Genomic DNA, 25,867 nt, shown 5'->3' with positions numbered 1-25,867 from the left:
CCATACTATATGAAAAAATACTGTGTTACCCGAAATATGAATATCTTAAACCCATCTGACTGGAATACAGAATTTTATGATAGCAAGATGACAAGTTGGGTTAAAGTATGTAACCATCAAAACCAGCCGGCATACGTTATAGGATCAAAACGCTTCTTTTAAAGAAACGAAAAACCCGGTAGTTCCGGAAGAAGACACACCAAAATCGAAACGAACATTCAACGGATCGTCAGGTAACATTCTTAAGCGCAGTCCCCCTCCGACCGAGGAGATGGTACGGGAAAAGGGATTCTGAAAATTATCGGAAGATTCGCCAAAACCGGCAAACACAACACCCCCTAAACGCCACCAGAGATGCTGACGCAATTCACCCCGAAACAGCCAAACGGCATTTCCGGTTTCTCTAAGTGGATGTCCGATCCCTCTTAATCTTTCTTTGCCCCCCAATTGCGGCTCCTCAAAAAACGGAACTCCCGGTTCAGCATAATCAACCATCCCCTGAAAAGCCAGAGTTGTTTTATCCTTCTTCAATTGCAGATATCGGCGTGCATCGATAGTAAGTCTGAAATAATTATACTTTCCAAGGTCGAATAATCCGACAAAAGAGGGACTAACCTGAATCCAGGTTCCTTTCTGGGGAGAAATGGTTCTGTGACGGGTATCAAACTCTATCTTGGGGCCGATACCAAACAACCAGCCGCCTTCATGACCCTCCAAATCAGCTTCTGAAAAAGAGACTTGCGCCGCATTATTAAAAGAATTGTTGTTCAAAAGCCATTCTGCACCTAACCAAAAGGCCGGAAACACATTGGCCAGAACATCCCACTTGAGACGAAACTCCCTTCGGTCGAAATATATCTCTTTTTCATCGGTTCCTAACCAATACAGGTCTTCGCGACTGATTATAAAAGCTTCACCACTCGTCATCCAGTCGGGGTGAAAATACCACTCATGTTCAAATTGTAATTGAAGGATATTTTTTGTAGAAGTTTCAGCATTCATCGTTAATGTGTTGGCTTTCCCCTGACGCGAACTGTTCCATTTTACGGCCGGCGCCACTCCGTAAACAAAGCCGTTTCGGGAACTGGCACTCAGTGACGGATAAACAGTGACGACATACTTATCTCTCTCCCAGGTCACCCAATCCAGGACTTCCTCGCCTATCCCGGCAAGTGCGGATAAAACTGTAGAATCAGAATTCGAATTACTGGTCCCTTTTCCTAAGGCAAAGGCTTGCCCCTGAAAAGCCATCAGAAATCCGGGGATCAACAAGTAAACAGTCTTAATATAGTTGCCTTTCATCCGTATAAAATTTATTTATTAAGGTCGGATGGAACTCGCATGAATGAGTTTTATACATGTTCTTTTGTGACAATCTTTGTCATGCTCGTTTCATTTAGTTACACAGAGTGCACGGAGCACATCACAGAGATTCACAGAGAAAAATAGACTTTTTAGATCGCCTTTTTCTTGAGCGGTGCAGCCGCTTCAAAAATGGATGACTAAAAAGACTAATTTTCCCTCTTTGAGACTCTGTGTACCAACTCTGTGGAACTCTGTGAAATAATGAATAACACAGAGTTTTCATCAGTATAAAATTAGTCCAAGTTATTGGTCTGATGAAACTCGCATGATTGAGTTTATACATCAACTTTTGTGACAATTCTTTGTCATGCTCGTTTTATCCGTATAAAATTAGTCTAAGTTATTGGTATGATGCAATTTATCATACTTTAATTGATGGTAGATTCTTCGCTCCGCTCAGAATGACAGACTGTCTAATGTCATTCTGAGGAGGTAACGACGAAGAATCTGTTCCCTGTTTTTGGTTTCTTTGATGATTAGAGGTTAATTATACATGTTCTTTTGTGACAAATCATGTCATGCTCGTTCATCCGTATATAATTAGTCTAAATTATTGGCCTGATGTAAATTACATGCAACAACCTATACATGTCCTTTCCTCTGAACACGTCTGTACAAATAGCAGCAAACTCTATCCGGCTCGTTCGTTTAATATTTAAGAGCCCGGTCTAAAAAGCATCTTTGTTGCCAAACTCGTTGTTGTTTTAAATTTTTGCATCCTCATTAACAACAGGTTAACTCCGGTACAAAAATTTAAAACGCCTTGATTTTGACAAAAATATGCTTTTTATACTGCACTCATTTAAGATTTTCAGATATATACGATTTATCCTGCATCTGATATCGAAACGACTATTGTCAGACGAGCACCAATAAAACCCGAAAATACTTGTTTTTTGAAACAAAAACCTTAATTTTTCGTTTCTCTTTTCCGGAAATGATATTTATCCGTCCTACATTAAACAATTTAGTCGTTTAATTGTCAGTATTTTAAAAAAAAGGGGCGTTACAAACACTTATATGATTTACAAATTTCGTATTATATCAAGTGAGAATGATGATTTCATCAGAGAAGTTGCTATTGATAGCCATTCAACTTTCCTCGAGCTCAACAATTTTATTCTGGAAGAACTGGGATATGAGAAAAGCCAGATAACATCTTTTTTTATCACAGACCGTAACTGGCATAAAGAGACTGAAATAACGCTGATCGATATGACCGAAGGTCAGGACCCGGAAATAAAAGTCATGGACAAAACAAAATTAGACGAATTAATAACTGAGAAAAAGCAACGTTTGCTATTTGTCTTTGATCAGTTCGCAGAACGGTCACTTTTTCTTGAGTTATTTGCTATGGAAGACAAGGTCATTGAGAAGCCCGTCTGCACCAGAAGAGAGGGTGAACCACCCCCGCAATTTGATAAAAATGCCATTGAAGAGCTCGATCCGGATGATCTCGATCCTGACGAATTAATGAACAACGATGACAGCGACGCATTTGGCGATGAAGATGATAATTTAAACCCGTTTGATGAGGAGGATTGGTATTGAAAAGTAACAAATATGTAATTGCCATATTGGGACCAACCGGAATCGGAAAGACAGATATCAGCATCAAAATGGCCCAAACATTCAATACATCAATCATTTCGGCCGATTCCCGGCAAATCTTTAAGGAAACAAATATAGGAACAGCTTCCCCTACCAGAAAACAACTACAAAAAGTTCCACATTACCTGGTCGGTACTAAATCGATTTTCGATTACTATAGTGCCTTCGAATACGAGCAGGAAGCCATTTCAATTGCCACAAAACTGTTCAGGGAAGTTGACAAAATTGTTATGACAGGTGGTTCCATGCTGTACATTGATGCATTTTGCCACGGAATAGATGAGTTGCCAACGATTGATCCCGGGTTGCGCAACAATTTGCAAAAGCAATATCAGGAAGAAGGATTGGAAAGTATTCGACGGCAATTGAAATTACTCGACCCCGATTTTTACAGACAGGTGGACCTCAAAAATCCGAAACGAATCATACATGCGGTTGAAATTTGTCTGATGACCGGAATGCCTTATTCAAAACTACGCACCAATAAAAGGAAAGAACGGCCGTTTAAAATCATTAAAATCGGCCTTGACATGGACAGAAAAAAACTGCATCAAAGAATTAATGACAGAGTTGACCGAATGATCCGGGATGGATTAGAAGAGGAAGCCAGATCACTTTATCCTTACAAACATCTTAACTCCTTGAATACCGTAGGGTACAGAGAATTTTTTGACCATTTTGACGGAGTTATCAGCAGGGGAAAAGCCATTGAACTTATAAAAAGGAATACACGAAGATATGCCAGAAAGCAATTGTCGTGGTTCAGACGAGACAAAGAAATATCGTGGTTCCCGCCTGATAATCCCGACGAAGTTATTAAATTTGCTGAAAACATTACAAAAACAGCCGGGGTCCGGATTTAAATTAATATTAATCTTTCTCGCGGTTTACAATCTTCTGAGAAGGGCCCCGGCTTTTTTTCTGCCCCATGACTTCAAGAATTTGCTTTAATATAAGAGTATACGGTATTTGTATTGAAAATGACCAGCTTTTGGTCACCGATGAATATGTCATGAATACCTTCATGACAAAATTTCCCGGTGGCGGTCTGGAATACGGCGAAGGAACAATTGAATGCCTGGAAAGGGAATGCCGGGAAGAAATGGGTTTAGAAATAAGCATAACCGGTCATTTCTATACCACTGATTTTTTTCAGCCGGCACGTTTTTATGAGAATACCCAACTCATCAGCATTTATTATACTTTTGAACTACCTGAAGTACATAAGTTACCAACTACCAACAGAAAATTTGATTTTGAAGACCCCCCGAAAAACGGGGAACAATCTTTCCGGTGGATACCACTGGCCAAATTAACATCTGACGAAATGACTTTCCCTATTGATAAAGTGGTCGTTAAAAAAATTCTTGAGACAGCGGGATTCAGTAAATAGACGGTAGTAAATGCACGACGCCTTGTTAGCCAGGAATTTACTTAACTCCCCCCCCCCCCCGCTTCCGGTCGAGGGAGGTCTCTGCCACCTGAAACAATTGAGAAGAAGAAAGCGGAAACCAGATTAAAACTCTTCCTTAATGGAATAGACGTTTCTGTCGGGCTGATTTCGGGTGACCAATTCTGCAAGGAAGCCGGTAACAAAGAGCTGTGTTCCGAGTATCATGCAAACCAGACCGATATAAAAGAAAGGATTATTGGTAACAAGTTGTGCCTCAACACCATGAGCCACACAATAAAGTTTATGGGCGCCCAGCCAAATTGCCAGGGCAAAACCAATTAAAAACATTAATGTTCCCAATGCTCCAAATAAATGCATCGGACGATTCCCGAACTTTGAGATAAACATCACCGATAAAAGGTCCAGAAATCCTTTCAGAAAACGATCCATCCCAAATTTAGATACGCCATATTTTCGTTCATGATGGTTCACAATCTTCTCTGTAATATTGTTAAATCCGGCCCGCTTAACAAGAATAGGTATATACCTGTGCATTTCGCCGTAAACTTCTATATTCTTAACCACTTCGGATTTATACGCCTTTAACCCGCAATTAAAATCGTGTAGTTTAATCCCGGAAACCAGTCGTGCTGTAAGGTTAAATAATTTACTGGGCAATGTTTTGTTCAGGGGGTCACGCCGTTTCTTTTTCCAGCCGCTAACCAAATCAAACCCTTCTTTCCTGATCAAACGGTACAATTCCGGAATTTCGTCGGGATTATCCTGAAGATCGGCATCCATAGTGATTACCACATCTCCCTTTGCGGCTTTAAAACCTGTATTTAGCGCGGCAGATTTACCATAGTTACGTCGAAACCGTATCCCTCTTAAATAACCAAATCGACTTTTTAGGTTGAGAATGGTTTCCCACGATTTATCAGAACTGCCATCATCGACGAGCACAACCTCAAACGAAACACGCATTTTTTGAAGTACCTCATCAATCCATGCAATCAGTTCGGGCAAAGATTCCTCTTCATTATATAAAGGAATAACTATCGATAAATCCATTATTCAACTTCTTTCATAGCTTCAGTAAAAGGATCGGCCTTTCGACGTTGAAATATTGCAATTACCAAAGAAAAAAGGAAAGCCCAAAGGCCTGTAGAAAAAATTCCGGAAATGATTAATGCTACCGGATTAATCATAAGCTTCCCGTACATTTCTGTCATCTGAAGTACTTCATCCTCCGCCATGCCGACCGCAAGATAAGTCTCCTGCATCTGAACAATTAAATCCTCAATATAGCCGGGGTTGATAACTTTCAGATAGAAAAACAAATAGGCACCAACAATAATTCCCGAAAGAATTCCCATACGGGTTCCCACCCAAACTCCCTGCCAGTATGACAGGAATCCGTCCATAAAATGCTCGCGGTATCGAACCATTGAAACATGAATAAATCCGGCAAAAACGATCCAGGTCAGCAGGCTATGGAAAAAAGAGTCCATTATGCCGGTAATATGGGCAAAATAATATACAACGGCCAGAGTAAGCCCCATGAAGGTTCCCTGGTTGAGGATAAAGCGTGCCTTAAGCTTTTTTGTATCTTTAATGTCTTCAGATGATGACGTTTCCATAATCTAAAAAATTAACAATGAGTACGGTCTAAAAAGCATCTTTGTTGCCAAACTCGTTGTTGTTTTAAATTTTTGCATCCTCATTAACAACAAGTTAACTCCGGTACAAAAATTCAAAACGCCTTGATTTTGACAAAAATATGCTTTTTATACCGCACTCAACAATTAAAATATCTGCATCCACCTTAATCTGATCTATAAGCAATCTAATGCCCGGCTAAAATACATAAAAAGAATTAAAAAAACATACCGACTGCATCTTAACTCCAAATTAACAGGACTGTGTCCGGTGAAATTTAAAATTACCATTTCACAGACAAATTGAAATCAAACAGATTAGCCCATACCGGCGCATTTAGGTGAAATTTTTTCTATGGGATGTTTGCGGACAATATTAAATTTTCTACTTTTGTGCGCGGGTAAGTCCTATACGACCAGCTCCTGCTGAATTCCCCCAGGGCCTGACGGCAGCAAGGGTAGGCGGTTGTAGCGGTGCGATATAGGTAGCTTACCCACCTGCCAATATAGCTCAGTTGGCCAGAGCAGCTGATTTGTAATCAGCGGGTCGGGGGTTCGAATCCCTCTATTGGCTCAAAAAAAATTATTTTTTCTCAGGAGAATTTGTTTAAAAGATATTTTTACTATTTTTGGCGTCCCAAACGCAAGGCAGCATAAGGGCTGCAAACGTTCCGAAATAAACGGGGAGATACCGAAGCGGTCAAACGGGGCAGACTGTAAATCTGTTGGCATACGCCTTCGTAGGTTCGAATCCTGCTCTCCCCACAACTTTTTTCGAAGCAATTTTAAAGGGGGCGCGTTCAACACGCGTAGCCAAGCTTTCTAAGACCAAGGTACAAACGCGGGAATAGCTCAGTTGATAGAGCATCAGCCTTCCAAGCTGAGGGTCGCGGGTTTGAGTCCCGTTTCCCGCTCACGAAAGCCTGATCGAAAATATCGATCGGGTTTTTGTTTTTCTCCATTCCAAAAGTCATCTTCGTTTCATATATTTGTTCAAAACCAAAAAATCTGTTGAGATGCTGATCAAAATATATCCCGAAAATCCGAACCCTCGTGAAGTAGAGAAAGTTGTTGACATATTACGTGATGGCGGAATCGTCATCTATCCTACCGATACTGTTTATGGTTTAGGTTGTGACATTAACCATTCAAAAGCACTGGAAAAAATTGCCCGCATAAAAGGGATTAATCCAAGGAAAGACCACCTGTCCATTATCTGTCATGATTTGAGCCACCTTTCCGATTACACAAAGCCTCTTGACAGTACAACATTCAAGCTTATCAAAAAAAATCTGCCGGGACCTTTTACCTTTATTTTACCGGCCAGCAACAATGTTCCCAAATTTTTTAAAAGCAACAAAAAGACGATAGGGTTAAGAATACCCGACAACCCCATCATTACCGAAATCGTCAGACAGCTTGGCAACCCGATTCTCAACACATCCATCAAAGACGAAGATGACGTACTTGAATATACAACCGATCCTGAACTAATTCACGAAAAATATAAAGATGTGGTTGACGCTGTCATAGATGGTGGCTATGGAGATAATGTAGCTTCTACCATTGTTGACTGTACGAATGGTCCCGATTTTGAAATAATCCGTGAAGGCAAGGGTGAACTTGAACTATAAATCTGATCCGTTGACCCGAAATCAGGAAAACATTTTCTCTACTTTTTTAAGACCTGAAGGCAAAGCAAACACAACAACCTTGTCGCCGGGTTGAATACGTGTATCCCCGTTGGCAATAAATACTTTGTCACCACGGGTAATACCACCCACGTTCATGTCTTTGGGTAAATCGATTTTCTTCAGCGGCCCCTTAGTTATTTTAGAATTTGGCTGAGCAATAAGTTCAAGCACTTCGGCATCGGTAGCTGTCAGACACTTAACATTAGAAACACTGGCTTTCATAGTGTACCTGTAAATATAGCTGGCAGCAATCAGCTTTTTATTAATAAGTGTCCCTATACCAATGTTTTCGGCCAGATCTATGTAGTCCATATTTTCTACTTCCGCAACGGTTTTTCGCACCCCCATTTTTTTAGCCATCTGACAGGCCAGAATATTAACTTCCGAATTACCAGTTACTGCCACAAAAGCATCGGTTTTTTGGATCCCTTCTTCCTTGAGCAGCTCAAGACTTCGGCCGTCGCCACTCACAACCTGCGTATTCTCCAGAGAATCGGCGAGTTTCAAAGTCTTCTCCCTGTTAATTTCGATCAGCTTAATTTTGTAATGATGCTCCAGTTCTTTTGCCACCTTTTTCCCAATTCGACTTCCCCCAAGTATCATCACATTGTGAATCTCGAACTGATGTTTTCCGGCATCGGCCAAAACCTGGGTAATGCCGGGACGTGTTGTAATAACGTAGGCCAGGTCACCGGGCATAAAACGATTATCCCCACGTGGAATAATCGTCTTTCCATCGCGGTAGATGGCCACCGTATAATAATCATTCACTTCATGAAGCGCAGAGGCTTGTAACAAAGTAAGATTGGCAATAGGAGCATTGTTCCGGATTTTCAGTGCGAGTAACAATAACCGCCCGTCTGAGAACTCAAAAAGTTGCCTGGTTCCAACCTGCTTCAGAGATGCAATTATTTCCTGAGAGCCAAGATGTTCGGGGTATACCATCTCATCAACGCCAAGTTGCTTAAAATACTCCTTATTTTCGGGCACCAGATATTCATAATTGTTGATCCTGGCAATGGTGGTTTTAGCCCCCAGCTTTTTAGCAAGCATAGCCGCCAAAATGCTCACTTCCTCATAAGGAGGAACCGCTATAAACAAATCTGCCGATTTTACCCTGGCTTCTACCAGGTCGCGAATGGAAGTAACTGACCCTTTGACAGGCATCACATCAAGCAGTCGGCTTAACCGGTGCAATTTCACTTCGTCCTCGTCTAGTAAAGTAACATCATGGTCTGCATTTGAAAAAAGTCTCGCCAGATGTGTGCCAACTTCTCCTGCCCCTGCAATAAGTATTTTCATCTTTGCTGCAAATTCTCATTTATAACAACGCAACAAATTAAAATATAATAATTGAACTTTGGAAGCAATAGTCCGTTAAAAAATAAGGGTAAATCCCGGAAGGTAAAACAGACTCATCTATCACCAAAATTCACATAGGCTCCTTCTTCACGAACGTCATGCACCAAATAGCCGTTATCGTTCAGTTTTGAAGACCACTCTTCTGAGCACCAGGGGGGACAACTACCGGCGATAATTATGCTTCGACACCCGACCTCTTCAACAAAAGAGAGCAAATCCCCTTTCGTTTCACCCAAAACCACTATTCCTTTTATTTTATCCTTCCGGTCGTCCACCACATCGACTTCAGACAGATTAATATCCCCAAGTCCAAGGTATATGCCGTTTGAGGCCGGGAACAGCTCTATCTCATCCATTTCATTGTTTTCGAAAACAGTGACGCGCTGAACATCAAAAGAATACCTGGCAAAAAAACCGCTGCATACAAAATCGATATCCCGTTCGGAAAATTGATCGGCATACAAAATTCCTCTCCCACCGTTGACGGTTCCCACATAAGCCGTTCTTCCGCCGTCAAAAACTACAAAGGCATTGGTGGTACGCTTAAGTAGATACTCAACATTAAAAGCAGCAATTATCAGCAAGAAAGAAACCAAAGCGAGTTTTATAAACATTCTGTTTTTTTGAATAAATCCATCCGGCTGCTGTTATCAAAAAAGAGTAAATCAGAAGCATTGTCAAACCTCCAATCCATAAACCGCTTATATAGGCCGATGGCAACGAATTAAGCCATTCAACCATTTCAATCATAAACGTCAGCAGCTCTTCCAAAGGACCGGATATGAGGCTGGAAAGGAAATCACTACCTGAAGTAACTATTAACAAATTGGCTAAAACCAATATCGGGGCAATCAATGGTAAAATAAAAAAATTGGAAACCAGAAACCAGCATGGAAAGGCTCTGAAAACATATAAAGACAAGGGAAATGTTCCCAATTGCGCAGAAACCGACACCAAAGTCATGTCGCCAATACTTCTGACGAAAATGTTTCGGTAAGCATAAAACCGGTGCAACAAAGGATAAAAGGTTACAATACCTGCAACAGCCAGGTGACTTAACCAAAAACCGACATGGAAAAGAGAAGATGGTTGAATCAATAGTATAATAAATGCCGACACGCACAAAAGATTATATATGTTGCTTTGACGTCGGAAATAATTCCCTGTCTGTATCACCGAAAGCATAATTACTGCTCTTAAAACCGACGGTGCAGCGCCTGTCAGCAATGCATAAACCACCAGAACAGTAATAACAAAGAACAATCTGAACAAACTTCTCCGGGGTAGAAAACTGTTCAGAATATAATTCAGAAACAAAAAGATAATTCCAACATGCAAACCTGATACGGCCAGTACATGAATAACTCCGGAGTGAACAAACCATGTTTTTATCTCATTATCAAGCTCCTGGCGCATTCCAAGAGTCAGAGCCGATAAAACCTGCAGTTGCTTTCCGCTGATACCGTTTTCTTCATATATCCCGTATGCTTTACTGCTGGCTTCTTTTATCCGCTGAAGAAAACCTTTAGCGCTGTCCCTGCTCTCTACAAAAAAATCATCTTTATTAACAAAGCCGGAACAGGATATCCCCTGACGAAAAAGATATCCTCCGTAATCAAACGCCATTGGATTAGGAGTTCCCGATGAAATACCTTCAAGTCTGGTTTTAAACCTTATCTTATTCCCCGAAGAAACAGGAACTATAAAAGATGAATCTGCCGGCTCAACAATTATTTGCCACAAATCGGACGGCCCAACAGGAACAGAATCCCTCGATAATATTTCATGGGGGGTAACTACAATTCTCAGATATCCCGAATAGGTAACATCAACTTCAACCACTTCGGCTGTAGCTTCAACCTCGTATTCTCCTTTAATATGCAGGGGACGGGATAAAAGAGATGATATAACTCCCAAATGAAAAAGAAACAGCAATATGAATACTCCGCACAGCCATCGTAAAGAAAACCTTCTATATACAGAAGGGATGTAGAAGACAAACAGAAGACAAACAAACAGAAGCACAAACCCGGCAAAAAACACTCCGACTGTGCTCTTATTCAGATATTCGGAACAATAAATACCTGTTGCCAGAGCAATAACAAATCGCAGGAAAGGAACCGGTTTTAAGAAATCCTGAAACATAACAAAAACGGGATTTTGTATTATCCTTATTTTCTTTGTCTGCACTTAAAAAAGGCACACAAAAGAATGTGTAATACAAAACCCCGTGAGGAATCATTTCCCCGACATTTCAAGATACAAATAATTCTCTGTTTTTCCTAATAATAAATGAGTGCAGTATAAAAAGCCTTCAAACTGCTGATTTTTACCATTTTCACCCCTGACCCTAAAGGGGAACTGCTAAAAATCAGCAGTTTGAAAAAGTCCCCTTTAGGGGATTTAGGGGTCAAAAGGCTTTTTAGACTGCACTCATAAATAATCAACTTTTCAGATATGAATAATTTAATCAGTAGTTTTTAGCCATTAGTAGGATTTACTGATACTGACATACCAAAAAAACAATAATTCACATAAGCAGGAATCTCACATCTAAAAATCTATTGAACTGCTTTTCTCAAGTTCTGAATTTACATTTCAGGAACTTTTTATTTTCCCGGAAAAAATATTATATACAGCGAGGAAAAAATATTTAAAATCAGTGCTTAAAGGGCGCTTTACTTTTTCGGAAAGATAAATACGTTCGGCCTCAATATTTCCATCGGCATCGGGCATCAGTAAAGCAACATAGGGAGGAATACATCCGGGCTTAAATCGTACCCTGATCTTTCTGACATCTTCGGGCAGCTCATTAAAACGAGTTCTGCTTAACGGTCTGACGCCTACAATGTTCAATTCTCCCTTGAGTACATTAAGCAACTGTGGTAATTCATCCAACCAGTATTTCCTGTAAAACTTCCCCCAGGAGGCAATCCGGAAGTCATTAGCAGGCTTACCGGTCTTGTTGTATCCATTCAGTTTGGTTATATAATCCTGAAGAAATTCTGCAAAAGGATGCATTGTCCTTAACTTATACACCTTTATTATTTTGCCGTGTCGTCCAACTCTCTCCATGGGAAACATAGGTCCGAAGCTGGGTTTCATTCCATAAGCCGGTTCACGGGTTTTTATGACTGCAAAATACAACAGTCCTTCAATCTCTTTATATTCAATTATTTCAAACCCGCAGCTAACAATTCTTCCAAGCGTCTCTCCCATTGTCAGATACCGGTATTTGCCACGGGTTAAAGAAAAATATGCCTTTTGTATGTAGCGTATTTTAGGCATCACACGGTGAAAAAGAAACATCAACAACCAGAAAGCCGAAAAGATAAACGGGATTCTGATTTTTTGCCTGTAACGCATCTTAACGCACTTAACCGGCTCAACACAACCAATAAAAATACCTGCATCAGGAATATTTCTATTGATTTCCATCAAAAACTTATTGATATACCTTGTTTCGTTCAACCGGCGGATATTAATAATGGACCGTGTATTTTCCCTTAACTGTCCGCTGATTTCTTCCCGTATATTGGTATCTATAAGAGAAACATTATGCCGTTCAGGAACCAAATGATTAACAAAAAACTGATAAACATCCAGGCTGATGTTTTTTAAAATCGCTTCTTTCCTACTGTCAATACTTGGTCTGACAAACGGTGAAGTTATTACAGACTGCCCTTTTTCAGGCAAATCTGTAATAACTTGTGTGAGTAATTCCGGAAACTTCATGGCCCTCGATAGTTTTAGTATCTTGAACAAACGATTTCGTCTTTTCAAAACGCAAATTGCTTTTCAATTTTTAAGCAATTTACTGTTCCGCAGTAGCTTTGTAAATAAGTGTTACACCAACGTATAAGAAATATAGAGCAAGATACAGGATGAAATCATCCACTAATTTCAAAAAAAAGTCCACTCAAGCATCATTATCAGCATTTTGTCAAAAATGATTTTTTTCAAAGCCGGTTTTGAGGAATGGACAGTAATTGTTGATATATGACAAATAAGCCCAATAATCAATGACAATTTATTGTGGTCAGAGAGCGCCTTTAACCTTCTTCCCTGTTGAGCTTGTCTTCATTTTTGCCTGAAAAACAACCTCTGTAGGAACTTTGTAAGATGCCAGATTCCTGGCACATACACTTCGAATATCATCTGTTGTAAGTACGGACTCTTCATTTTTTACAACAACCGCACGGATAGCCTCGCCGAGTTCGGGATGGTCATAGCCTTCAACCGTACAATCGATAACTCCGGGCAGGCTAACAATAACTTCTTCAATTTCTTTGGGGCCAACCCGTTTTCCGGCCACCTTGATTATTTCCTTTTTTCTCGCATTCAGATAGATATACCCATCCTCATCTATTGTACCCAAATCTCCGGTATGCAGCCATCCATCCTTCAATGCCTGCTGTGTAGCCTCTTCATCACCAAAGTATCCCAACATAATATTTTCTCCTTTGGCTATAATTTCACCGGTCTGGCCTGGAATCACGCTATTTCCCTTTTCGTCTATTACTTTTAATATCACACCGGGAATTCCTTTTCCTATGGAGCCGGGTTTTTCGGGTAATTTTTCGGGCGGCAGATACGACAATCTGGCTGTAGCCTCGGTTTGTCCATACATAACAAAGAACCGAACTTCGGGAAACAACTTAGTAAACTCGGCTATAAATGCTTTGTGCAATTTTCCACCTGCCTGGGTCACATAACGCAAATGCGGGAAGTGTCCGTTTCTGAATGAATCCGATTTTCGAAGTAAAATCTGAAAATGACTGGGAACTCCGGCAAATCCGGTACATTTATATTGTCTTAAATCGCGAAGGACACTTCCCAGAAACATAAAATTATTATTTAAAACCAGTGTCCCTCCCACTCTCAGATGTGTATGAAGCAAAGAGAGCCCATAGCAATAAAAGAATGGCAATACCACAAGCATGTTATCATTGCGGTCAAGATTTAGATACTTCAAAATCGAGTTTGTGTTGGCCACAAGATTCCCATGAGAAATCATAACCCCTTTTGGAACAGCAGTCGACCCCGAAGTAAAAATAATCTGGGCCGGATCATCCGCCTTCATATCCGGTCCATCAACATATTCGGTTGCATGAAATTCAGTTAGTTCCTGCGTCGACCAGAATTCATGACGAGAGGAAGAGCGGTGTGAACCATTATTGTGCATATTCTTTCGGGAGTCTGAAGTTGCAGAACTCTTGTTCGTTCCATATAATAGATTTCCATCATCCAAAAGAAGACCGTCCTCACGGAATATTTCCATTCCGGGTATCTCATCTATTTTGACAGAAGAATGTAAAAAAGCATGCCCCGATCCGGTTTTTGAAACAATGTATTCAAGGTTTGACAGTTCTATCCCCGGATTTAAAGGAACCACCACACAACCTGCTTTCATAACTGCAAGATAAACAGTAACAAAAAAGCTGTTATTGGGAGAAATTAAGATGATCTTATCTCCTTTGCAAAAATGAGCACTAAACCATCTCGAAAGCCGGTAAACTTTGCATGAAATCTCCCTGTAACTGTAGTATTCTTTACCCGATATCAGAAGTTCTTTATCGAGACCGGCCGAATCCTGAAAAAAATAATCAATGGCATTCATCACTCAATTGCTCATCTGGTTTCAAGAAAATCAGGGTGCCAAAAATCATAATCGAGAAGAGGCCCTGTTCTGAGATACTCTGTGGTTTTCAATTTTCGCTCGAAATTGGCATAGTTATTCCTGACATCGTCTTCGCTCATATTCATCTCCCCTGCCACATCGGCGGGAGCATAATCATTTTCCCAGGCAAACCAGAGAAGGTCCATTTTGTCGAAAGGCATCTGGTAGAAAAATTCTTCCTGTGTCTGCTCTGCTGTGTAAGTATCGGTAGTTGGTGTCCGTTCTATAATTTCACGAGGTACCCCCAGATGTTCAGCAAGTTGATAAACCTGTGTTTTATAAAGATTCCCGATGGGCATAACATCGGCGCCACCATCCCCGTATTTCACAAAAAAGCCTTGTTTTACTTCGTGCTTATTGGGTGTTCCGATAACAGCAAAGTGCCGGGCTTCAGCATGAAAATAAAGCATCGACATCCGGCTCCTTTGCTTGAAATTGGATGCTGCCACAATCTGCAGAAAAGCATCGGGCGGAAGTCTTCTGGAAATTTTACTGCCATCGGCAAACACTACGGTCACATAAAAAACAGGCGGGAGTTTCCGTTCAAGTATCTCTTTGGGAATAACGATCTTCATTTTATCTCTTTGCGGATTATATTCGGGAATCACGCTTTTCACTGCTTCATCCCTTCTTCTGTAACACCCAAAACCATCGAGCGCTGCGCTAATGTTTTCTTCCACCGTATCAACACCAAATTTATCTGCAAGTTTCAGTGCCAACGATTTACTGTCGGGACTTGAGTCCTGTTCGGGAAGAAGGACGCCCACAACTTTTCCGGGCCCCAGCGCCTGTGCAGCAATAGCAAGAGTAACCGAAGAATCAACCCCCCCACTTATACCGACAATTCCGCCCTGCCTGCGAAAACGGCGAAAAACATCTTCTTTCAGTTTTTGGCTAATCTTATCAATGAGTGCTTCCGGATTATCAATTTTCAGAATGCTTTGAGTAAATTTCTTCATTTTATTCAGAACTTTTGAGGCGGTTGCGATGCAACAGTATTACGTAATTCAGTTTCGATGGCATTATTGTCGGAAACGGGCTGAAAATCCCCTATAAATTGTTTCCAGAGTAAATGGGTAGAAAGGATGGCAACCAGTCCCATCTGATCCGTCTCGGAATGTGCCTTCCCATTTCTGAGCTTTGCAAGCAGAACCGACACTGACTTATCATCAAATACTCCTGCCGATTTGATTGTTTGCGGAGAAAGCAAATCATGCACATACCCACTCTTAGAAGAAATGAGGAACGGATTTGCTAACGGGGCTCTGTAAGCCTGTTTCGCGCGATCTGCCACTTCATGAGGCAAACGGTTCCTGAACCTGTCTTTGAGCAACACCTTCTCCTTTAATCCACTCAGCTTAAAATTGTCGGGGAGAGAAGCACAAAACTCCATCACCCTGTGATCAAGGAACGGATAACGTCCTTCCACGCTATTGGCCATAGCCATACGGTCGCCCTGGGATGACAGCAGATAGCCCGACATGAATATTCTGGTTTCGATGTACTGGGCTTTTGCAAGATCGCCGGCATTTGAAAGAATTGAATCCCACTCGCCCTCCAACCAGTCAACAAAATTTTGCTTCCCTGATATTCCGGGAAGCATCATTCTTTTAATTCTTGAAGTATTGTTCCAACGCAACAGGTGAGAATACAAAACAGAATCCACGTCCTTCAGGCGATAACCGAAAAACATTTTCAAAGCAGCAGGCGACAACTCTTTAAGCTGTGAAAGATAAGGATAAAGTCTGCTCAACAATAAGGGACGAAACCGGGAGTTTGGATATCTTGCCCAAAACCGGCGTATAATCATTTCTTTGAAAATATTGTATCCCCCAAGTATTTCATCAGCACCCTCGCCGGTCATGATTACCTTAATATTATTTTCTCTGACGAGCCGCGATAACAGGAACATTGGAACAGGAGCCGTCCGAAGCAAAGGCATTTCGGAATGCCAGACAGCCGCGGGAAAATATTCAGAAATATCGTCCGAACTGCAAAAAGCTCTGTGCTGACGAGTCTTTAATTGCTCTACCATCTTGTTTTGAAAACTCCTTTCATCAAATTCACGATCGGCAAAACCAATGGAAAAAGTTTGAAGCAAATCTTGCGGACTATTCTTTCGAATGAGTGTTGCAATAACCGAAGAATCGAGCCCTCCGCTAAGATAGGAACCAACAGGAACATCGGCCCTTAAACGAAGCTTTACAGCATCGGTCAATAAAGATTCCAGCGCCTCGCCCGCATCTTCGATCGAACCTCTGAAAACACCATCACTACCAACAACCGGAGGCTCCCAATATTTATTCAGTTCGGCATGTCCGTCTTCGAAACGTAAATAATGACCGGGCGGCAGTTCCACAATATCCTCAAATACAGTACGTGGTGATAAAGTGGTCCAGAATGTATAAACCTGTTCTAAAGCCTGGTGATCAAATTTCCTTTCAATGCCCGGAAACTCAAATATCGATTTAATCTCTGATGCGAAAAGCAATTGCCGGTGGCGGAAAGTATAGAAAAGAGGACGAATCCCCACACGGTCACGTGCCAAAAAGATACTTCTCCTTTTTGCATCCCATACAGCAAAAGCAAACTGACCGTTAAGCATATTCAAACAGGCAGGCCCGTATTCGCGAAAAGCCAGTAATAAAACTTCGGTATCACTATGCGTGGAAAAACGGCAGCCTCTTTCTTCAAGGTCTCTTCTAAGTTCGCGGTAATTAAATATTTCACCGTTAAACGTAATCCAGTATCTGCCAGTATCATCACAAAGCGGCTGATGTCCTGTAGAAATATCAATAATACTCAGCCGGACACTTCCGAGCGACACCTCATCATCAACAAAGACTCCCGCTTCATCAGGTCCCCGGTATCGAATCCTTGTGAGCATTTTATTCAATACCTTCCGGGATTCTTCCCAACTTCCCAAACGACCAGTAAAACCCGCAATACCGCACATAAGCTACCCTTTCTTTCTCGCCACATAATCTTCTATGGCTTTCAGATTCTGAAAATTTTCCTCAACCAGATCGGTATCATCAGTCTGAACACCGTAATTTTCTTCAAGGAAAGAGAGAAGGTTCAATAATCCCATAGAATCAAAAATACCCTCTTCAAAGAGCATTGTATCATCTTTAATTTCCTTTGGATCAGTAAAAGAAGTTTCTGCAATGAATGCTTTTATCTCTTCTTTGTTTAATACCATGGTTTCCATATAACTTTAAGTTTTCTCATCTATTCTGATGAGCCCGGTCTAAAAAGCATCTTTATTGCCAAACTCATTGTTGTTTTAAATATTTCCATCAATTAATCAAAAATGTATTATCCCTGAAAACAAAAATTTCTCATTTCAACCTAATTTCAGCAAAGGTTTTACATTTAGGGATGAAAACCCTTTGTTTAAGTCAGGTTAACCCGATTTAGCCCGGATTATTCATCCGTATAAAATTTATTTATTAAGGTCGGATGGAACCCGCATGCAAGCATTAATACAATTCCTTGCGGATTCCAAGCAAAAATTCTGTCTCAAGTTAAAGGAAGCCCCAATGAATATCCAGCCTAATTTGTCAGGTTGCAGGATAATTTACATGAATTGATTCTAAATAGTGACAACCGAAAAACAACCGGATTGTCTAACCGGTAAATTAACCTATGTCGTTGTCTGATACCACAACTTTTGGCTACTGACTAACGACTCAATAACTTTCAAGGTTGAGATTTCACCAAAAGCAACTCCTGCAAATAATGCTGAAGGTTTGTGAATCCGTCTGCACGAGTATGATGTGGATCATCGGGTAAAACAAAGCCTTCATTCATGACGGGCAATTCAGATTGGATGTTCAGTTCTGATTCCACAGAAATAATTTTCCCACTTCGGTTCATTATGTTCGCTATCAACAAACTATCAACTCCATCCCGGTTATGTGCCCTGGCACCCGAATTGTGCAAAAGAATTTGTTCCAGTTTATCTAAAGCAATTAATTCTTTATCAGAAGCAGGAAAAGGCCCTGGATCAACCGGGTTAAAACGGCCCGATTGATCAAACACTTGTTCCCTGATTCCTTTAAAAACTTTGGTTTCGTGAAAAGTCAGATTTTTGTGCCATGATACGTTCAAGCTGTCAGCAACATCCTGATGAACCGAAAGAAGATAACGATTCATGTTATCAGCGCCCGTTACATAAATGTTTCCTTCAATTAAAACATTAACAGGACTGTTATCCGGGCCTCTGCTCCCGAGATATATAGCATGAGATGCCGAATTATAGATGAGATTGTTAAGTATCTCTACATCCTTTGTATCGCCCCGGATATTGGGATTGCGGTCATGATTAAAAGCAAAAATATTACCAATCAGACTTATTTTTTCTGAATTCATGGCTAAAAGTCCGCAAGAATGCTCAAACTTGTGAAGTCCATATCCGATAATAGAATTACTGATGGTTATCCCCGGACCGGAGTTTAATATCCCGATGTTTTCATCAAGTCCGAAGCCAAACGAACAATGATCGAAAACCACATTATAAACATCATGCAAGGTTCCTGTTATACTGACACAATCCGACTTTCGCGGATAAGCACTTCCAAGCCGGAACCGGATATCCTGAATTAAGACATCATGAGTATTAACAATCACCGGTGCACCTGTTACCGATATTCCCTTTCCCGGGGCGGACTGTCCGGCTATAAAAACACAGGGCTCTTTTATAAATAACGCTCCTGCCAGACGAATAGTCCCTGAAACATTGAAAATGATAATGCGAGGATAGTCACAAGAGAGCGCATATCTTAAGGAACCTTCTCCATTATCATCAAGAGAGGTCACAAACAATACGGCAGGAATTGAATCGCCGGCATAAGCTCCTCCCGACTGAGTTCCAAACCCATAAGCCCCGGGGTAGATATTTTGAGCGAATTGAGATTGCGAACAAAGTAATAAAAAAAACAAGCTGAAAAATCTGAATATCCTCTTCATTAGAATAAAATTAGTCTGATGAAACCCGTCCCGGGTTTTGCGACCTCTTTTCATCATCAATGGCCTTATTTGTCAAAATGTTCAAAAAAATCCAACAGCATTTTCTTCTTTTTCTGAAAAGACATCCCCTTGGAATTGAATGTGAAACGGCTCATTAGCACCAGTCGTTTTTGCATATCAATTGACATCACGACTTTTGCGGGATTGCCCATAACCACAGAATTTTTCGGGATCTTACCTTTAATAACCGAGCCGGCAGCAATTATACAGTTATCGCCGATTTCGGTGTTTGGAAGAAGGACTGTGTTAAAGCCAAGGCAAACATTACTTCCAATCCTGATTGTCCCGAAAACATCCAATTCCGGATGCTCGTCACGAAAAACCCAGACTGCTCCGTCGTGAGTCAAAAATCTCACATTATTGGAAACTACAACATGGTCTCCAAGTTCAACAAGATAAGGTTCGGTTCCCCAATCTGCTCTGAATAAACGACATCTATCACCTATTTTAACGCCAAGTTTTCTTAAAAGCCATATCCGGAAACAATTGACCGGAAAAATCCGAACGAATCTTAAGGCAATCTTATACAAATACTTCATCCGTATAAAATTTATTTATTAAGGTCGGATGGAACTCGCATGCAAGAACTTATACATGTTCTGTTTTGGAAAACGTTGTCATGCTCGTTTCATTTAAACATTTATCGATATAAAATCAGTAATGTCGGTCCTATAATTACTATTTGCTGTATTACGCTTGCGTTCAGGTATTTTCAACGCACTATTGTAAATCAATACTCCGTCGAACTTTTGTAATGAATTGCAAGTCAGTTGTTTGTGATTAAAGGATTATTTCCGCTAAAATGCAGTATACCGAAATTATGCGAAACGAGCAAAAAGCTTTGATCTTTCTCCCGGCTTTGCCGCTTTGTTTACAAAGAAATTTGCAACCACTTGTTCCGATGCATCGGGGACTAAAACCCTAACGGTCTATTGGTAAATACCCTCAAAGTTTTATTCGCCAACAATATTTTCCACATCACCTCTGCCTTCCAATACATCAACAATACGTTTACAAAACATGGGATAAACTTTACGTGCAAATCGGTGAGACGGATGTGAGTCCCTTTCACTTACAGCATTCTCCGGCAAAATAAAATCACCCCCGTCGGTTTCGAGAGTTCTAAAATCCCAAACAAAAATGTTATCACCGGGTTGATCCCACTCATTAATCACCCATTCCGAAAATTCCGTTGCAGCCCTTGCTGCTTCCGGATTTGTAACACCCTTTGTCAAAGCAGGCGGTGTCCAAAGCAAAAATTTAGTGTCCCTGTATTTGTGCATTTCATTTCTCAAAGCATCGTATTGAAGTTTATAATTCCCGATCATCTTTTTCTCAGAATCAACATCAGGATTTCCGTCAAAAACAATCTTACTGGAAGGAAAACAATGCTTGAAAATAATCAGGTCATATTCCGGTGCCAGTGTTTTCAGAGTCGGTTCGCTCATATAGTAATCGGAATCTCCGTGTTTTACCCATATTTTATAGTAATCGAAAGGGTAGTTCTTCCAGCCGTAAGGCTCCTTTTTCGGGAAATCCATTTCAGAAATCAGATAGTTTTTGTCATTGGCCTTATTATAAGCATTGAACCAATTTTCAACCGCCCCTTCAAAACCAAGTTTTCCCTTTACTTTTGCAATCAGATTGTTCCCTCCCCTCCAAATCATTTTACCTGTACTGTGATGCAGAAACATCACCTTCTTTGTGGTCTCTTTCTTCATTTTATCCGAATTAAAATTTTGACAACCAGTAATCAGAATCATTAATAAAGCAACACTAAAAAATATTCCTGCCTCACTTCTCATGATATGAAGATTTAGGATTTTAACAATGCCCGAAAATTAAAGCCCTCAAATATAAATGTCTACTTTTTTTGACCAACTGAACAAATACCAGGATAAAATGAACCCTCATACTCTCATCGGGTATAACTGTCAATTTTAACATCTTCAATTAATTTTTGACGAATATCTGTTTTTCGGTGACGAATAACTTTAACCTTTTTTAACTAAGCATCTAAAATCCTTATTCCACAACCAGTATAAAACAAAACCAAAAATTAAATAGATTCAAAAAAATTGACGAAACAACATTTTGAAAATTTTTGCGTAACAACTATTACAAATTAAAATTGAGCCATGAAGAACAAATTTTTGAAGAGGGCACTTGTGTCCATTGGGATTATCGGGTTAGTATGGGGTTGTCAACTGGATGACATTGAAACTGTGACAGATCCTGAAACAGAAGAGGAACAAGAAGAAGAGGAGGAGGAGAAAAATCAGGAAGAAGAACCTGAAGATACCACCGACACATCTGGTGACTACAACGTTCCCGAATTCACTGAAACGATAGCATTTCCGTCAGCCGAAGGATATGGACGGTTCACGAAAGGTGGTCGCGGAGGTAAAACGATTTATGTTACTTCCCTTGAAGATACCAAAGAACCAGGAACACTAAGGTATGCTCTTGAGGTAGAGTCGGGGCCGCGAAATGTTCTTTTCAAAGTTTCCGGAATTATTGAACTAAGCAGTAATATTAAAATAACAGAGCCCTATGTCACCATTGCAGGTCAGACTGCCCCAGGCTCTGGTATCACGTTGAAAAATGGCGGTATCCAAATCGAAACGCATGATATCATTATGCGGAATTTCAGGATCAGACCCGGAGATGATACTGAAACGGGGATGCTACCCTCGGCACGCGACGCTCTTTTTATATATAAATACAGAGATTGTCATAACATCATGATCGACAATATGTCCCTTACATGGAGTATTGACGAAAATTTGGACATTTCAACTGAATCCAGGAATATTACCATTCAAAGGACCATCATCGCAGAAGGTCTTTCGAACAGTCTTCACGACGAAGGTGAGCATTCCAAAGGTTTGTTAATGCTCAACGACCTGCATGAAATTTCGATCATCAAAAATCTGTTTGCCCACAATATGAACAGGAATCCGTTGATTTCAAGTAACAGTCAGGACATTCATGTTGTGAATAATCTTATATATAACTGGGGACCAATCAAGCCCGGATACGGCACACACACGCAGATATACAAAGAAGAGCTGCCCATTAACGATGCGGTTATTTTTCGTAACTTCTACCGCAAAGGTCGCACCAGCTCTGACTTGCCACTTTACAGAACCGGCAACTGGTACCTTGTAGATGGTTCAACCTTCTTTATAGATGAGAACTACATTGACGATGAAGGAAATGTTAACCCCATAAAAGAGGTAAGTACTTCATTCAAAAAGTTTCCTGATTTTTATGCCGAATTCATGGTTGATGAAGCTCCTGCCAACTGGGATTCTCATTATTCAGAAATACTCAAAACAGATGAGGTTGCTGACTACGTGCTGAATAACGCAGGGGCACGATACCCGGTTTTGGACGATGTGGATGCACGGATTATTGAAGAAACAAGAACCTACACCGGCGATTTTGTAGATTCTCCTTCAGACAGAGGCGGTTATCCGACTCAATTTCAGGAAACCGCACCAAAAGATACAGACGAAGATGGTATTCCTGACAAATGGGAAATTGCAAAAGGTCTCGATCCTGATTCGCCTGAAGATGGAAATAAATATACCATCTGTTCTTTTTACACCAATGTGGAAATGTATCTTAACGAATTAGCAGGCGATTATACTCTTTAATATTTAATCTGCCTTATTCATGAGTTCACTCCAAAAAGTCATTTTTGTCAATCTCCTTGTTGCAGGTTATTTTTAAACACTCATTAACAGTCAGTTAAATCCGGCTCAAAAATTTCCCGCTTCTCGACCCTGACGAAAATAGTTCTTTTAGGATCAGACTCATTCACAGAATTTCACCCCCCTGAATTTCAGAATCACCTGAATTCAGGGGTTTTTTAGTTTCTATAAGTCTCCAATAAATTTTCGAATATTGTTCTGCCAGGATTTTCCAGTTATATTCACGCTTAAGCCTATCATAGGCTTTTTGGGCAACTTCAACAGCCAACGGTCTGTTGCTTAGCACCTGCTCAATTTTTTTTGCAAGATCGGTTGAGCTTCCTGCTTCGAAAAAGAAAGTTTCATCGTCGTTAAAAACCTGTTTATTCTCAGGAATATCACTACATATCAATGGTACACGAGCGGAGGCAGCCTCGAGTAACATATTCGACATCCCCTCATGATAACTCGGGAAGACAAATAACCGGGCGTTCTTCAAATAAGCCATCAACAATTGTTTATCCTTGATAAGATTTATAAAACGAATATTCAACGATTTGGAAATTTTATCCAGTTTTTTAGCATATTCCGGCGAATGAGAACGATTCCCGATAATCAAAACACGTCCGGTATATCCTATTTTCACAAGGGCTTCAAGCATCAAATGCACCCCTTTAGATGCGATGATCCTGCCAGATGCAAAAAGCACATAATTCCTTTCGTCTATTAACGGAAGCTCCAGCTTCTCATCAAAAACAATCCCGTTCGGAATAAAAAGAATTTTTCTTTTGGTACGGGGCTGAAACAATTCTGCAACGGGACGACTGACTGAAGTTATTACATCTGCAGGCATCTTAAAAAACAACCATTCCATAAATCTGAAGTATTGACGGACCGGCCAGCTCCATTTGGCAGCAAACTGGGGGCGTGCCCTGTGGCCCGATACAACCCGGTAACGAAGACGCAGCAAAGGAACAATGAAGGCCGCATCGACATGAAAAACATGAATTACGTCAAAACTTCCATCCCACAAACAATGAAATGTTGAACGCAGATAATAATAAAACGTATTTAATGCGCCTATAAAAAATTCAGGGTATACGATCTGTTCGATCCCGTCGTAAATGCCTGTTTTACGTGACGTATGAGTATCTGTGTTAAATACCACAAAATGGAATTCATTTTTTAGATAAAACATCATGTTCTCACCCGCTCTTGCTGAGCCGCCAAATGCAGGCAAGCCTTTCAATCCGATAACTCCGATTTTGGGTTTATTATTTCGGTTCTTGTCTGTCATCACTAATTAACGCTTTATATCGGTTCAAAAAAAGACGGGTCGAAAATTTGTCTTTCAACCGTTGAAATCCTTTCCCACCCATCTGCAATACAGATTGATAATTGTCAAGCAGCTTTTCAAGAGCATCGGCTATCTGAACAGGTGACTTTCTGTCTGCTAAATAACCAGTGCGTCCATTCTCTACCAAATGCTCATTATCGCCGACACTTGTAGCAACAACAGGCAAGGCTGCCGCCATAGCTTCCATTATTGAGTTAGATAAACCTTCCTTTAACGAAGTAGATAAATAGATGTCAGCCTCACGATACAGCTCTTTAATATTATCAGGAGCTACTTTCATCTGTATGCAGTCCTCAATTTCCAATTCTTTTATTGCGGATTTAATTTCATTTTCTTGCGGACCATAACCGGCAATAACATAGCGGAAGTTTCTGCCCCGTCTTTTAAGTATCTGAATGGCCTTCAATGCGGTAAAGTAATCTTTTTGGGGAAGGAATCGTGCTGCCGTAAAAATGACGGGCACCAAAGCTTCCTGTCGCAGGTACATTTCCCCGTCAACATCAATGCCATTATGAATTACCAGCATCTTATCCTTTCTGAATCCCTGCTTCGAAAGGGCAACGGTTCCGGCATAGTTATTGAATATAGTATAATGTGAAATATAATTATGCACTATTTTTTTGCCATAACAATTTCCCTGATGCTATCTCACAATTGCGTATCCCTCCGTAAATTTTTCGGACACGGGCGAGTCTTCCCGTCAAACCTCCTACAAAATTGTTGATTAACAGAAAATTAAATAAAAAAGAAACCCTTTTTTCTTTTAAGAAACGCCAAAGAAAGAAAGCTTTATGCAATGCCGGGCCTTCCAAAAAAATAACATTCAAGTTGTTCATTTCAATAAAATCCTGGTAGCCGGGGGAAACTATCTTCCGGCTCCAGACAACCAGATAAGCAGGATAATGCTTTTGTAGTTCCCGGGTAAGCAAAAGACTTTGTTTTTCGGCACCTCCTACACTTAATTGTTTGATAAAAACTGCTATTGCCATGCAAATCAGATTATCAGATTAACAGATAA

Annotated in this window: 22 protein-coding genes, 3 tRNA genes, 1 other RNA gene and 1 pseudogene; 9 read left to right on the top strand and 18 right to left on the bottom strand. The window is 40.5% G+C overall.

Annotation, left to right across the window (positions count from 1 at the left end):
• Nucleotides 1–144: 144 nt before the first annotated feature.
• Nucleotides 145–1,302 carry a BamA/TamA family outer membrane protein gene (locus ATH1_RS0112600; protein ID WP_010422373.1) on the bottom strand — a complete coding sequence of 386 codons (1,158 nt, stop codon included), beginning with the start codon at nt 1,300–1,302 and terminating at the stop codon, nt 145–147.
• A gap of 1,083 nt (nt 1,303–2,385) precedes the next feature.
• On the opposite strand from ATH1_RS0112600, the gene ATH1_RS0112595 reads away from it, so the two are divergent.
• The 3 genes from ATH1_RS0112595 to ATH1_RS0112585 all read left to right on the top strand — a co-directional run bounded on the left by ATH1_RS0112595 (nt 2,386) and on the right by ATH1_RS0112585 (nt 4,369).
• Complete coding sequence (locus ATH1_RS0112595) at nt 2,386–2,916, top strand: IS1096 element passenger TnpR family protein (protein ID WP_010422370.1); 531 nt, start codon at nt 2,386–2,388, stop codon at nt 2,914–2,916.
• Nucleotides 2,913–3,839: a tRNA (adenosine(37)-N6)-dimethylallyltransferase MiaA gene (gene miaA, locus ATH1_RS0112590; RefSeq protein WP_245531788.1), complete on the top strand. Its 927-nt coding sequence runs from the start codon at nt 2,913–2,915 to the stop codon at nt 3,837–3,839. Before ATH1_RS0112595 ends, miaA begins: the two co-directional genes overlap by 4 nt.
• Before the next feature lie 65 nt (nt 3,840–3,904).
• The gene (locus ATH1_RS0112585) at nt 3,905–4,369 is read left to right on the top strand and encodes an NUDIX domain-containing protein (protein WP_044115246.1); all 465 of its coding nucleotides are present in this window, start codon (nt 3,905–3,907) and stop codon (nt 4,367–4,369) included.
• A gap of 123 nt (nt 4,370–4,492) precedes the next feature.
• Here ATH1_RS0112585 and ATH1_RS0112580 read toward each other — a convergent pair whose 3' ends face one another.
• Nucleotides 4,493–5,440, bottom strand: coding sequence for a glycosyltransferase family 2 protein (locus tag ATH1_RS0112580; RefSeq protein WP_010422362.1), 948 nt, complete (start codon nt 5,438–5,440; stop codon nt 4,493–4,495).
• The gene (locus tag ATH1_RS0112575; protein ID WP_010422358.1) at nt 5,440–6,009 is read right to left on the bottom strand and encodes a DUF4199 domain-containing protein; all 570 of its coding nucleotides are present in this window, start codon (nt 6,007–6,009) and stop codon (nt 5,440–5,442) included. The genes ATH1_RS0112580 and ATH1_RS0112575 overlap by 1 nt, the downstream gene beginning before the upstream one ends.
• 417 nt (nt 6,010–6,426) lie before the next feature.
• Between ATH1_RS0112575 and ffs the strand changes: the two genes are divergently transcribed.
• The 5 genes from ffs (at nt 6,427) to ATH1_RS0112555 (ending at nt 7,661) form a co-directional block, all read left to right on the top strand.
• Nucleotides 6,427–6,520: signal recognition particle sRNA small type (gene ffs, locus ATH1_RS20650), an RNA gene on the top strand.
• A 7-nt stretch (nt 6,521–6,527) separates the two neighbouring features.
• Nucleotides 6,528–6,601, top strand: a tRNA-Thr gene (locus ATH1_RS0112570).
• 108 nt (nt 6,602–6,709) lie between these two features.
• Nucleotides 6,710–6,792: transfer RNA gene (locus ATH1_RS0112565), tRNA-Tyr, on the top strand.
• A 76-nt stretch (nt 6,793–6,868) separates the two neighbouring features.
• Nucleotides 6,869–6,941: transfer RNA gene (locus tag ATH1_RS0112560), tRNA-Gly, on the top strand.
• A gap of 102 nt (nt 6,942–7,043) precedes the next feature.
• Entirely contained in the window at nt 7,044–7,661 is a 618-nt protein-coding gene (locus ATH1_RS0112555; protein WP_010422356.1) for an L-threonylcarbamoyladenylate synthase, read from the top strand.
• 21 nt (nt 7,662–7,682) lie between these two features.
• Here the strand turns inward: ATH1_RS0112555 and trkA are convergent, their stop codons facing one another.
• The 12 genes and pseudogenes from trkA to ATH1_RS0112500 form a co-directional block, all read right to left on the bottom strand.
• Entirely contained in the window at nt 7,683–9,023 is a 1,341-nt protein-coding gene (trkA, locus tag ATH1_RS0112550; protein ID WP_010422353.1) for a Trk system potassium transporter TrkA, read from the bottom strand.
• A gap of 113 nt (nt 9,024–9,136) precedes the next feature.
• Nucleotides 9,137–9,697: a hypothetical protein gene (locus tag ATH1_RS0112545; protein ID WP_139035400.1), complete on the bottom strand. Its 561-nt coding sequence runs from the start codon at nt 9,695–9,697 to the stop codon at nt 9,137–9,139.
• The gene (locus ATH1_RS0112540) at nt 9,645–11,228 is read right to left on the bottom strand and encodes a ComEC/Rec2 family competence protein (RefSeq protein WP_010422347.1); all 1,584 of its coding nucleotides are present in this window, start codon (nt 11,226–11,228) and stop codon (nt 9,645–9,647) included. Before ATH1_RS0112540 ends, ATH1_RS0112545 begins: the two co-directional genes overlap by 53 nt.
• A gap of 93 nt (nt 11,229–11,321) precedes the next feature.
• A pseudogene (locus ATH1_RS22805) lies at nt 11,322–11,557 on the bottom strand (hypothetical protein).
• A 124-nt stretch (nt 11,558–11,681) separates the two neighbouring features.
• Nucleotides 11,682–12,818, bottom strand: coding sequence for a sugar transferase (locus ATH1_RS22800; protein WP_010422345.1), 1,137 nt, complete (start codon nt 12,816–12,818; stop codon nt 11,682–11,684).
• Nucleotides 12,819–13,122: 304 nt separating this feature from the next.
• Nucleotides 13,123–14,703 (bottom strand): class I adenylate-forming enzyme family protein, encoded by a 1,581-nt coding sequence (locus ATH1_RS0112530; protein ID WP_010422342.1) that lies wholly within the window; start codon nt 14,701–14,703, stop codon nt 13,123–13,125.
• Nucleotides 14,704–14,714: 11 nt separating this feature from the next.
• Nucleotides 14,715–15,722 (bottom strand): NAD(+) synthase, encoded by a 1,008-nt coding sequence (gene nadE, locus ATH1_RS0112525; RefSeq protein ID WP_010422339.1) that lies wholly within the window; start codon nt 15,720–15,722, stop codon nt 14,715–14,717.
• 5 nt (nt 15,723–15,727) lie between these two features.
• Complete coding sequence (gene asnB, locus ATH1_RS0112520; protein WP_010422336.1) at nt 15,728–17,719, bottom strand: asparagine synthase (glutamine-hydrolyzing); 1,992 nt, start codon at nt 17,717–17,719, stop codon at nt 15,728–15,730.
• Nucleotides 17,720–17,722: 3 nt separating this feature from the next.
• The gene (locus ATH1_RS0112515) at nt 17,723–17,974 is read right to left on the bottom strand and encodes an acyl carrier protein (protein ID WP_010422333.1); all 252 of its coding nucleotides are present in this window, start codon (nt 17,972–17,974) and stop codon (nt 17,723–17,725) included.
• A 491-nt stretch (nt 17,975–18,465) separates the two neighbouring features.
• Nucleotides 18,466–19,734 carry a pectate lyase gene (locus tag ATH1_RS0112510; RefSeq protein ID WP_245531787.1) on the bottom strand — a complete coding sequence of 423 codons (1,269 nt, stop codon included), beginning with the start codon at nt 19,732–19,734 and terminating at the stop codon, nt 18,466–18,468.
• Between the two features lie 65 nt (nt 19,735–19,799).
• Complete coding sequence (locus tag ATH1_RS0112505) at nt 19,800–20,333, bottom strand: acyltransferase (protein WP_010422329.1); 534 nt, start codon at nt 20,331–20,333, stop codon at nt 19,800–19,802.
• Between the two features lie 414 nt (nt 20,334–20,747).
• Nucleotides 20,748–21,515, bottom strand: a complete 768-nt coding sequence (locus ATH1_RS0112500; protein ID WP_245531786.1) for a hypothetical protein — start codon at nt 21,513–21,515, stop codon at nt 20,748–20,750.
• A gap of 417 nt (nt 21,516–21,932) precedes the next feature.
• Here ATH1_RS0112500 and ATH1_RS0112495 point away from each other — a divergent pair, with 417 nt between their 5' ends.
• On the top strand, nt 21,933–23,456 hold the full coding sequence (locus ATH1_RS0112495) for a pectate lyase family protein (RefSeq protein ID WP_010422324.1): 1,524 nt from the start codon (nt 21,933–21,935) through the stop codon (nt 23,454–23,456).
• A 163-nt stretch (nt 23,457–23,619) separates the two neighbouring features.
• Here the strand turns inward: ATH1_RS0112495 and ATH1_RS0112490 are convergent, their stop codons facing one another.
• From ATH1_RS0112490 to ATH1_RS20960, 3 genes are read right to left on the bottom strand one after another with little or no spacing between them, the layout of a single operon-like run.
• Nucleotides 23,620–24,789, bottom strand: coding sequence for a glycosyltransferase family 4 protein (locus ATH1_RS0112490; protein WP_010422321.1), 1,170 nt, complete (start codon nt 24,787–24,789; stop codon nt 23,620–23,622).
• A complete protein-coding gene (locus ATH1_RS20965) occupies nt 24,767–25,462 on the bottom strand; it encodes a glycosyltransferase (protein WP_010422318.1) in 696 nt (231 codons plus the stop codon). The genes ATH1_RS0112490 and ATH1_RS20965 overlap by 23 nt, the downstream gene beginning before the upstream one ends.
• On the bottom strand, nt 25,455–25,838 hold the full coding sequence (locus ATH1_RS20960; protein ID WP_010422315.1) for a glycosyltransferase family protein: 384 nt from the start codon (nt 25,836–25,838) through the stop codon (nt 25,455–25,457). Before ATH1_RS20960 ends, ATH1_RS20965 begins: the two co-directional genes overlap by 8 nt.
• Nucleotides 25,839–25,867 lie beyond the last annotated feature (29 nt).

It is taken from the genome of Anaerophaga thermohalophila DSM 12881 (assembly GCF_000191885.1).
GTDB lineage: Bacteria > Bacteroidota > Bacteroidia > Bacteroidales > Marinilabiliaceae > Anaerophaga > Anaerophaga thermohalophila.
Note: the sequence above shows the minus strand (reverse complement) of the source record. Positions and strands in the feature narration are given on the sequence as shown.

Excerpts from the sequence above, each read along its gene's own strand:
- ATH1_RS0112600 (WP_010422373.1), bottom strand. The coding sequence starts at position 1,302 with ATGAAAGGCAACTATATTAAGACTGTTTACTTGTTGATCCCCGGATTT.
- ATH1_RS0112595 (WP_010422370.1), top strand. The coding sequence starts at position 2,386 with ATGATTTACAAATTTCGTATTATATCAAGTGAGAATGATGATTTCATC.
- ATH1_RS0112585 (WP_044115246.1), top strand. The coding sequence starts at position 3,905 with ATGACTTCAAGAATTTGCTTTAATATAAGAGTATACGGTATTTGTATT.
- ATH1_RS0112580 (WP_010422362.1), bottom strand. The coding sequence starts at position 5,440 with ATGGATTTATCGATAGTTATTCCTTTATATAATGAAGAGGAATCTTTG.
- ATH1_RS0112575 (WP_010422358.1), bottom strand. The coding sequence starts at position 6,009 with ATGGAAACGTCATCATCTGAAGACATTAAAGATACAAAAAAGCTTAAG.
- ATH1_RS0112555 (WP_010422356.1), top strand. The coding sequence starts at position 7,044 with ATGCTGATCAAAATATATCCCGAAAATCCGAACCCTCGTGAAGTAGAG.
- trkA (WP_010422353.1), bottom strand. The coding sequence starts at position 9,023 with ATGAAAATACTTATTGCAGGGGCAGGAGAAGTTGGCACACATCTGGCG.
- ATH1_RS0112545 (WP_139035400.1), bottom strand. The coding sequence starts at position 9,697 with ATGTTTATAAAACTCGCTTTGGTTTCTTTCTTGCTGATAATTGCTGCT.
- ATH1_RS0112540 (WP_010422347.1), bottom strand. The coding sequence starts at position 11,228 with ATGTTTCAGGATTTCTTAAAACCGGTTCCTTTCCTGCGATTTGTTATT.
- ATH1_RS22800 (WP_010422345.1), bottom strand. The coding sequence starts at position 12,818 with ATGAAGTTTCCGGAATTACTCACACAAGTTATTACAGATTTGCCTGAA.
- ATH1_RS0112530 (WP_010422342.1), bottom strand. The coding sequence starts at position 14,703 with ATGAATGCCATTGATTATTTTTTTCAGGATTCGGCCGGTCTCGATAAA.
- nadE (WP_010422339.1), bottom strand. The coding sequence starts at position 15,722 with ATGAAGAAATTTACTCAAAGCATTCTGAAAATTGATAATCCGGAAGCA.
- asnB (WP_010422336.1), bottom strand. The coding sequence starts at position 17,719 with ATGTGCGGTATTGCGGGTTTTACTGGTCGTTTGGGAAGTTGGGAAGAA.
- ATH1_RS0112515 (WP_010422333.1), bottom strand. The coding sequence starts at position 17,974 with ATGGAAACCATGGTATTAAACAAAGAAGAGATAAAAGCATTCATTGCA.
- ATH1_RS0112510 (WP_245531787.1), bottom strand. The coding sequence starts at position 19,734 with ATGAAGAGGATATTCAGATTTTTCAGCTTGTTTTTTTTATTACTTTGT.
- ATH1_RS0112505 (WP_010422329.1), bottom strand. The coding sequence starts at position 20,333 with ATGAAGTATTTGTATAAGATTGCCTTAAGATTCGTTCGGATTTTTCCG.
- ATH1_RS0112500 (WP_245531786.1), bottom strand. The coding sequence starts at position 21,515 with ATGAAGAAAGAGACCACAAAGAAGGTGATGTTTCTGCATCACAGTACA.
- ATH1_RS0112495 (WP_010422324.1), top strand. The coding sequence starts at position 21,933 with ATGAAGAACAAATTTTTGAAGAGGGCACTTGTGTCCATTGGGATTATC.
- ATH1_RS0112490 (WP_010422321.1), bottom strand. The coding sequence starts at position 24,789 with ATGACAGACAAGAACCGAAATAATAAACCCAAAATCGGAGTTATCGGA.
- ATH1_RS20960 (WP_010422315.1), bottom strand. The coding sequence starts at position 25,838 with ATGGCAATAGCAGTTTTTATCAAACAATTAAGTGTAGGAGGTGCCGAA.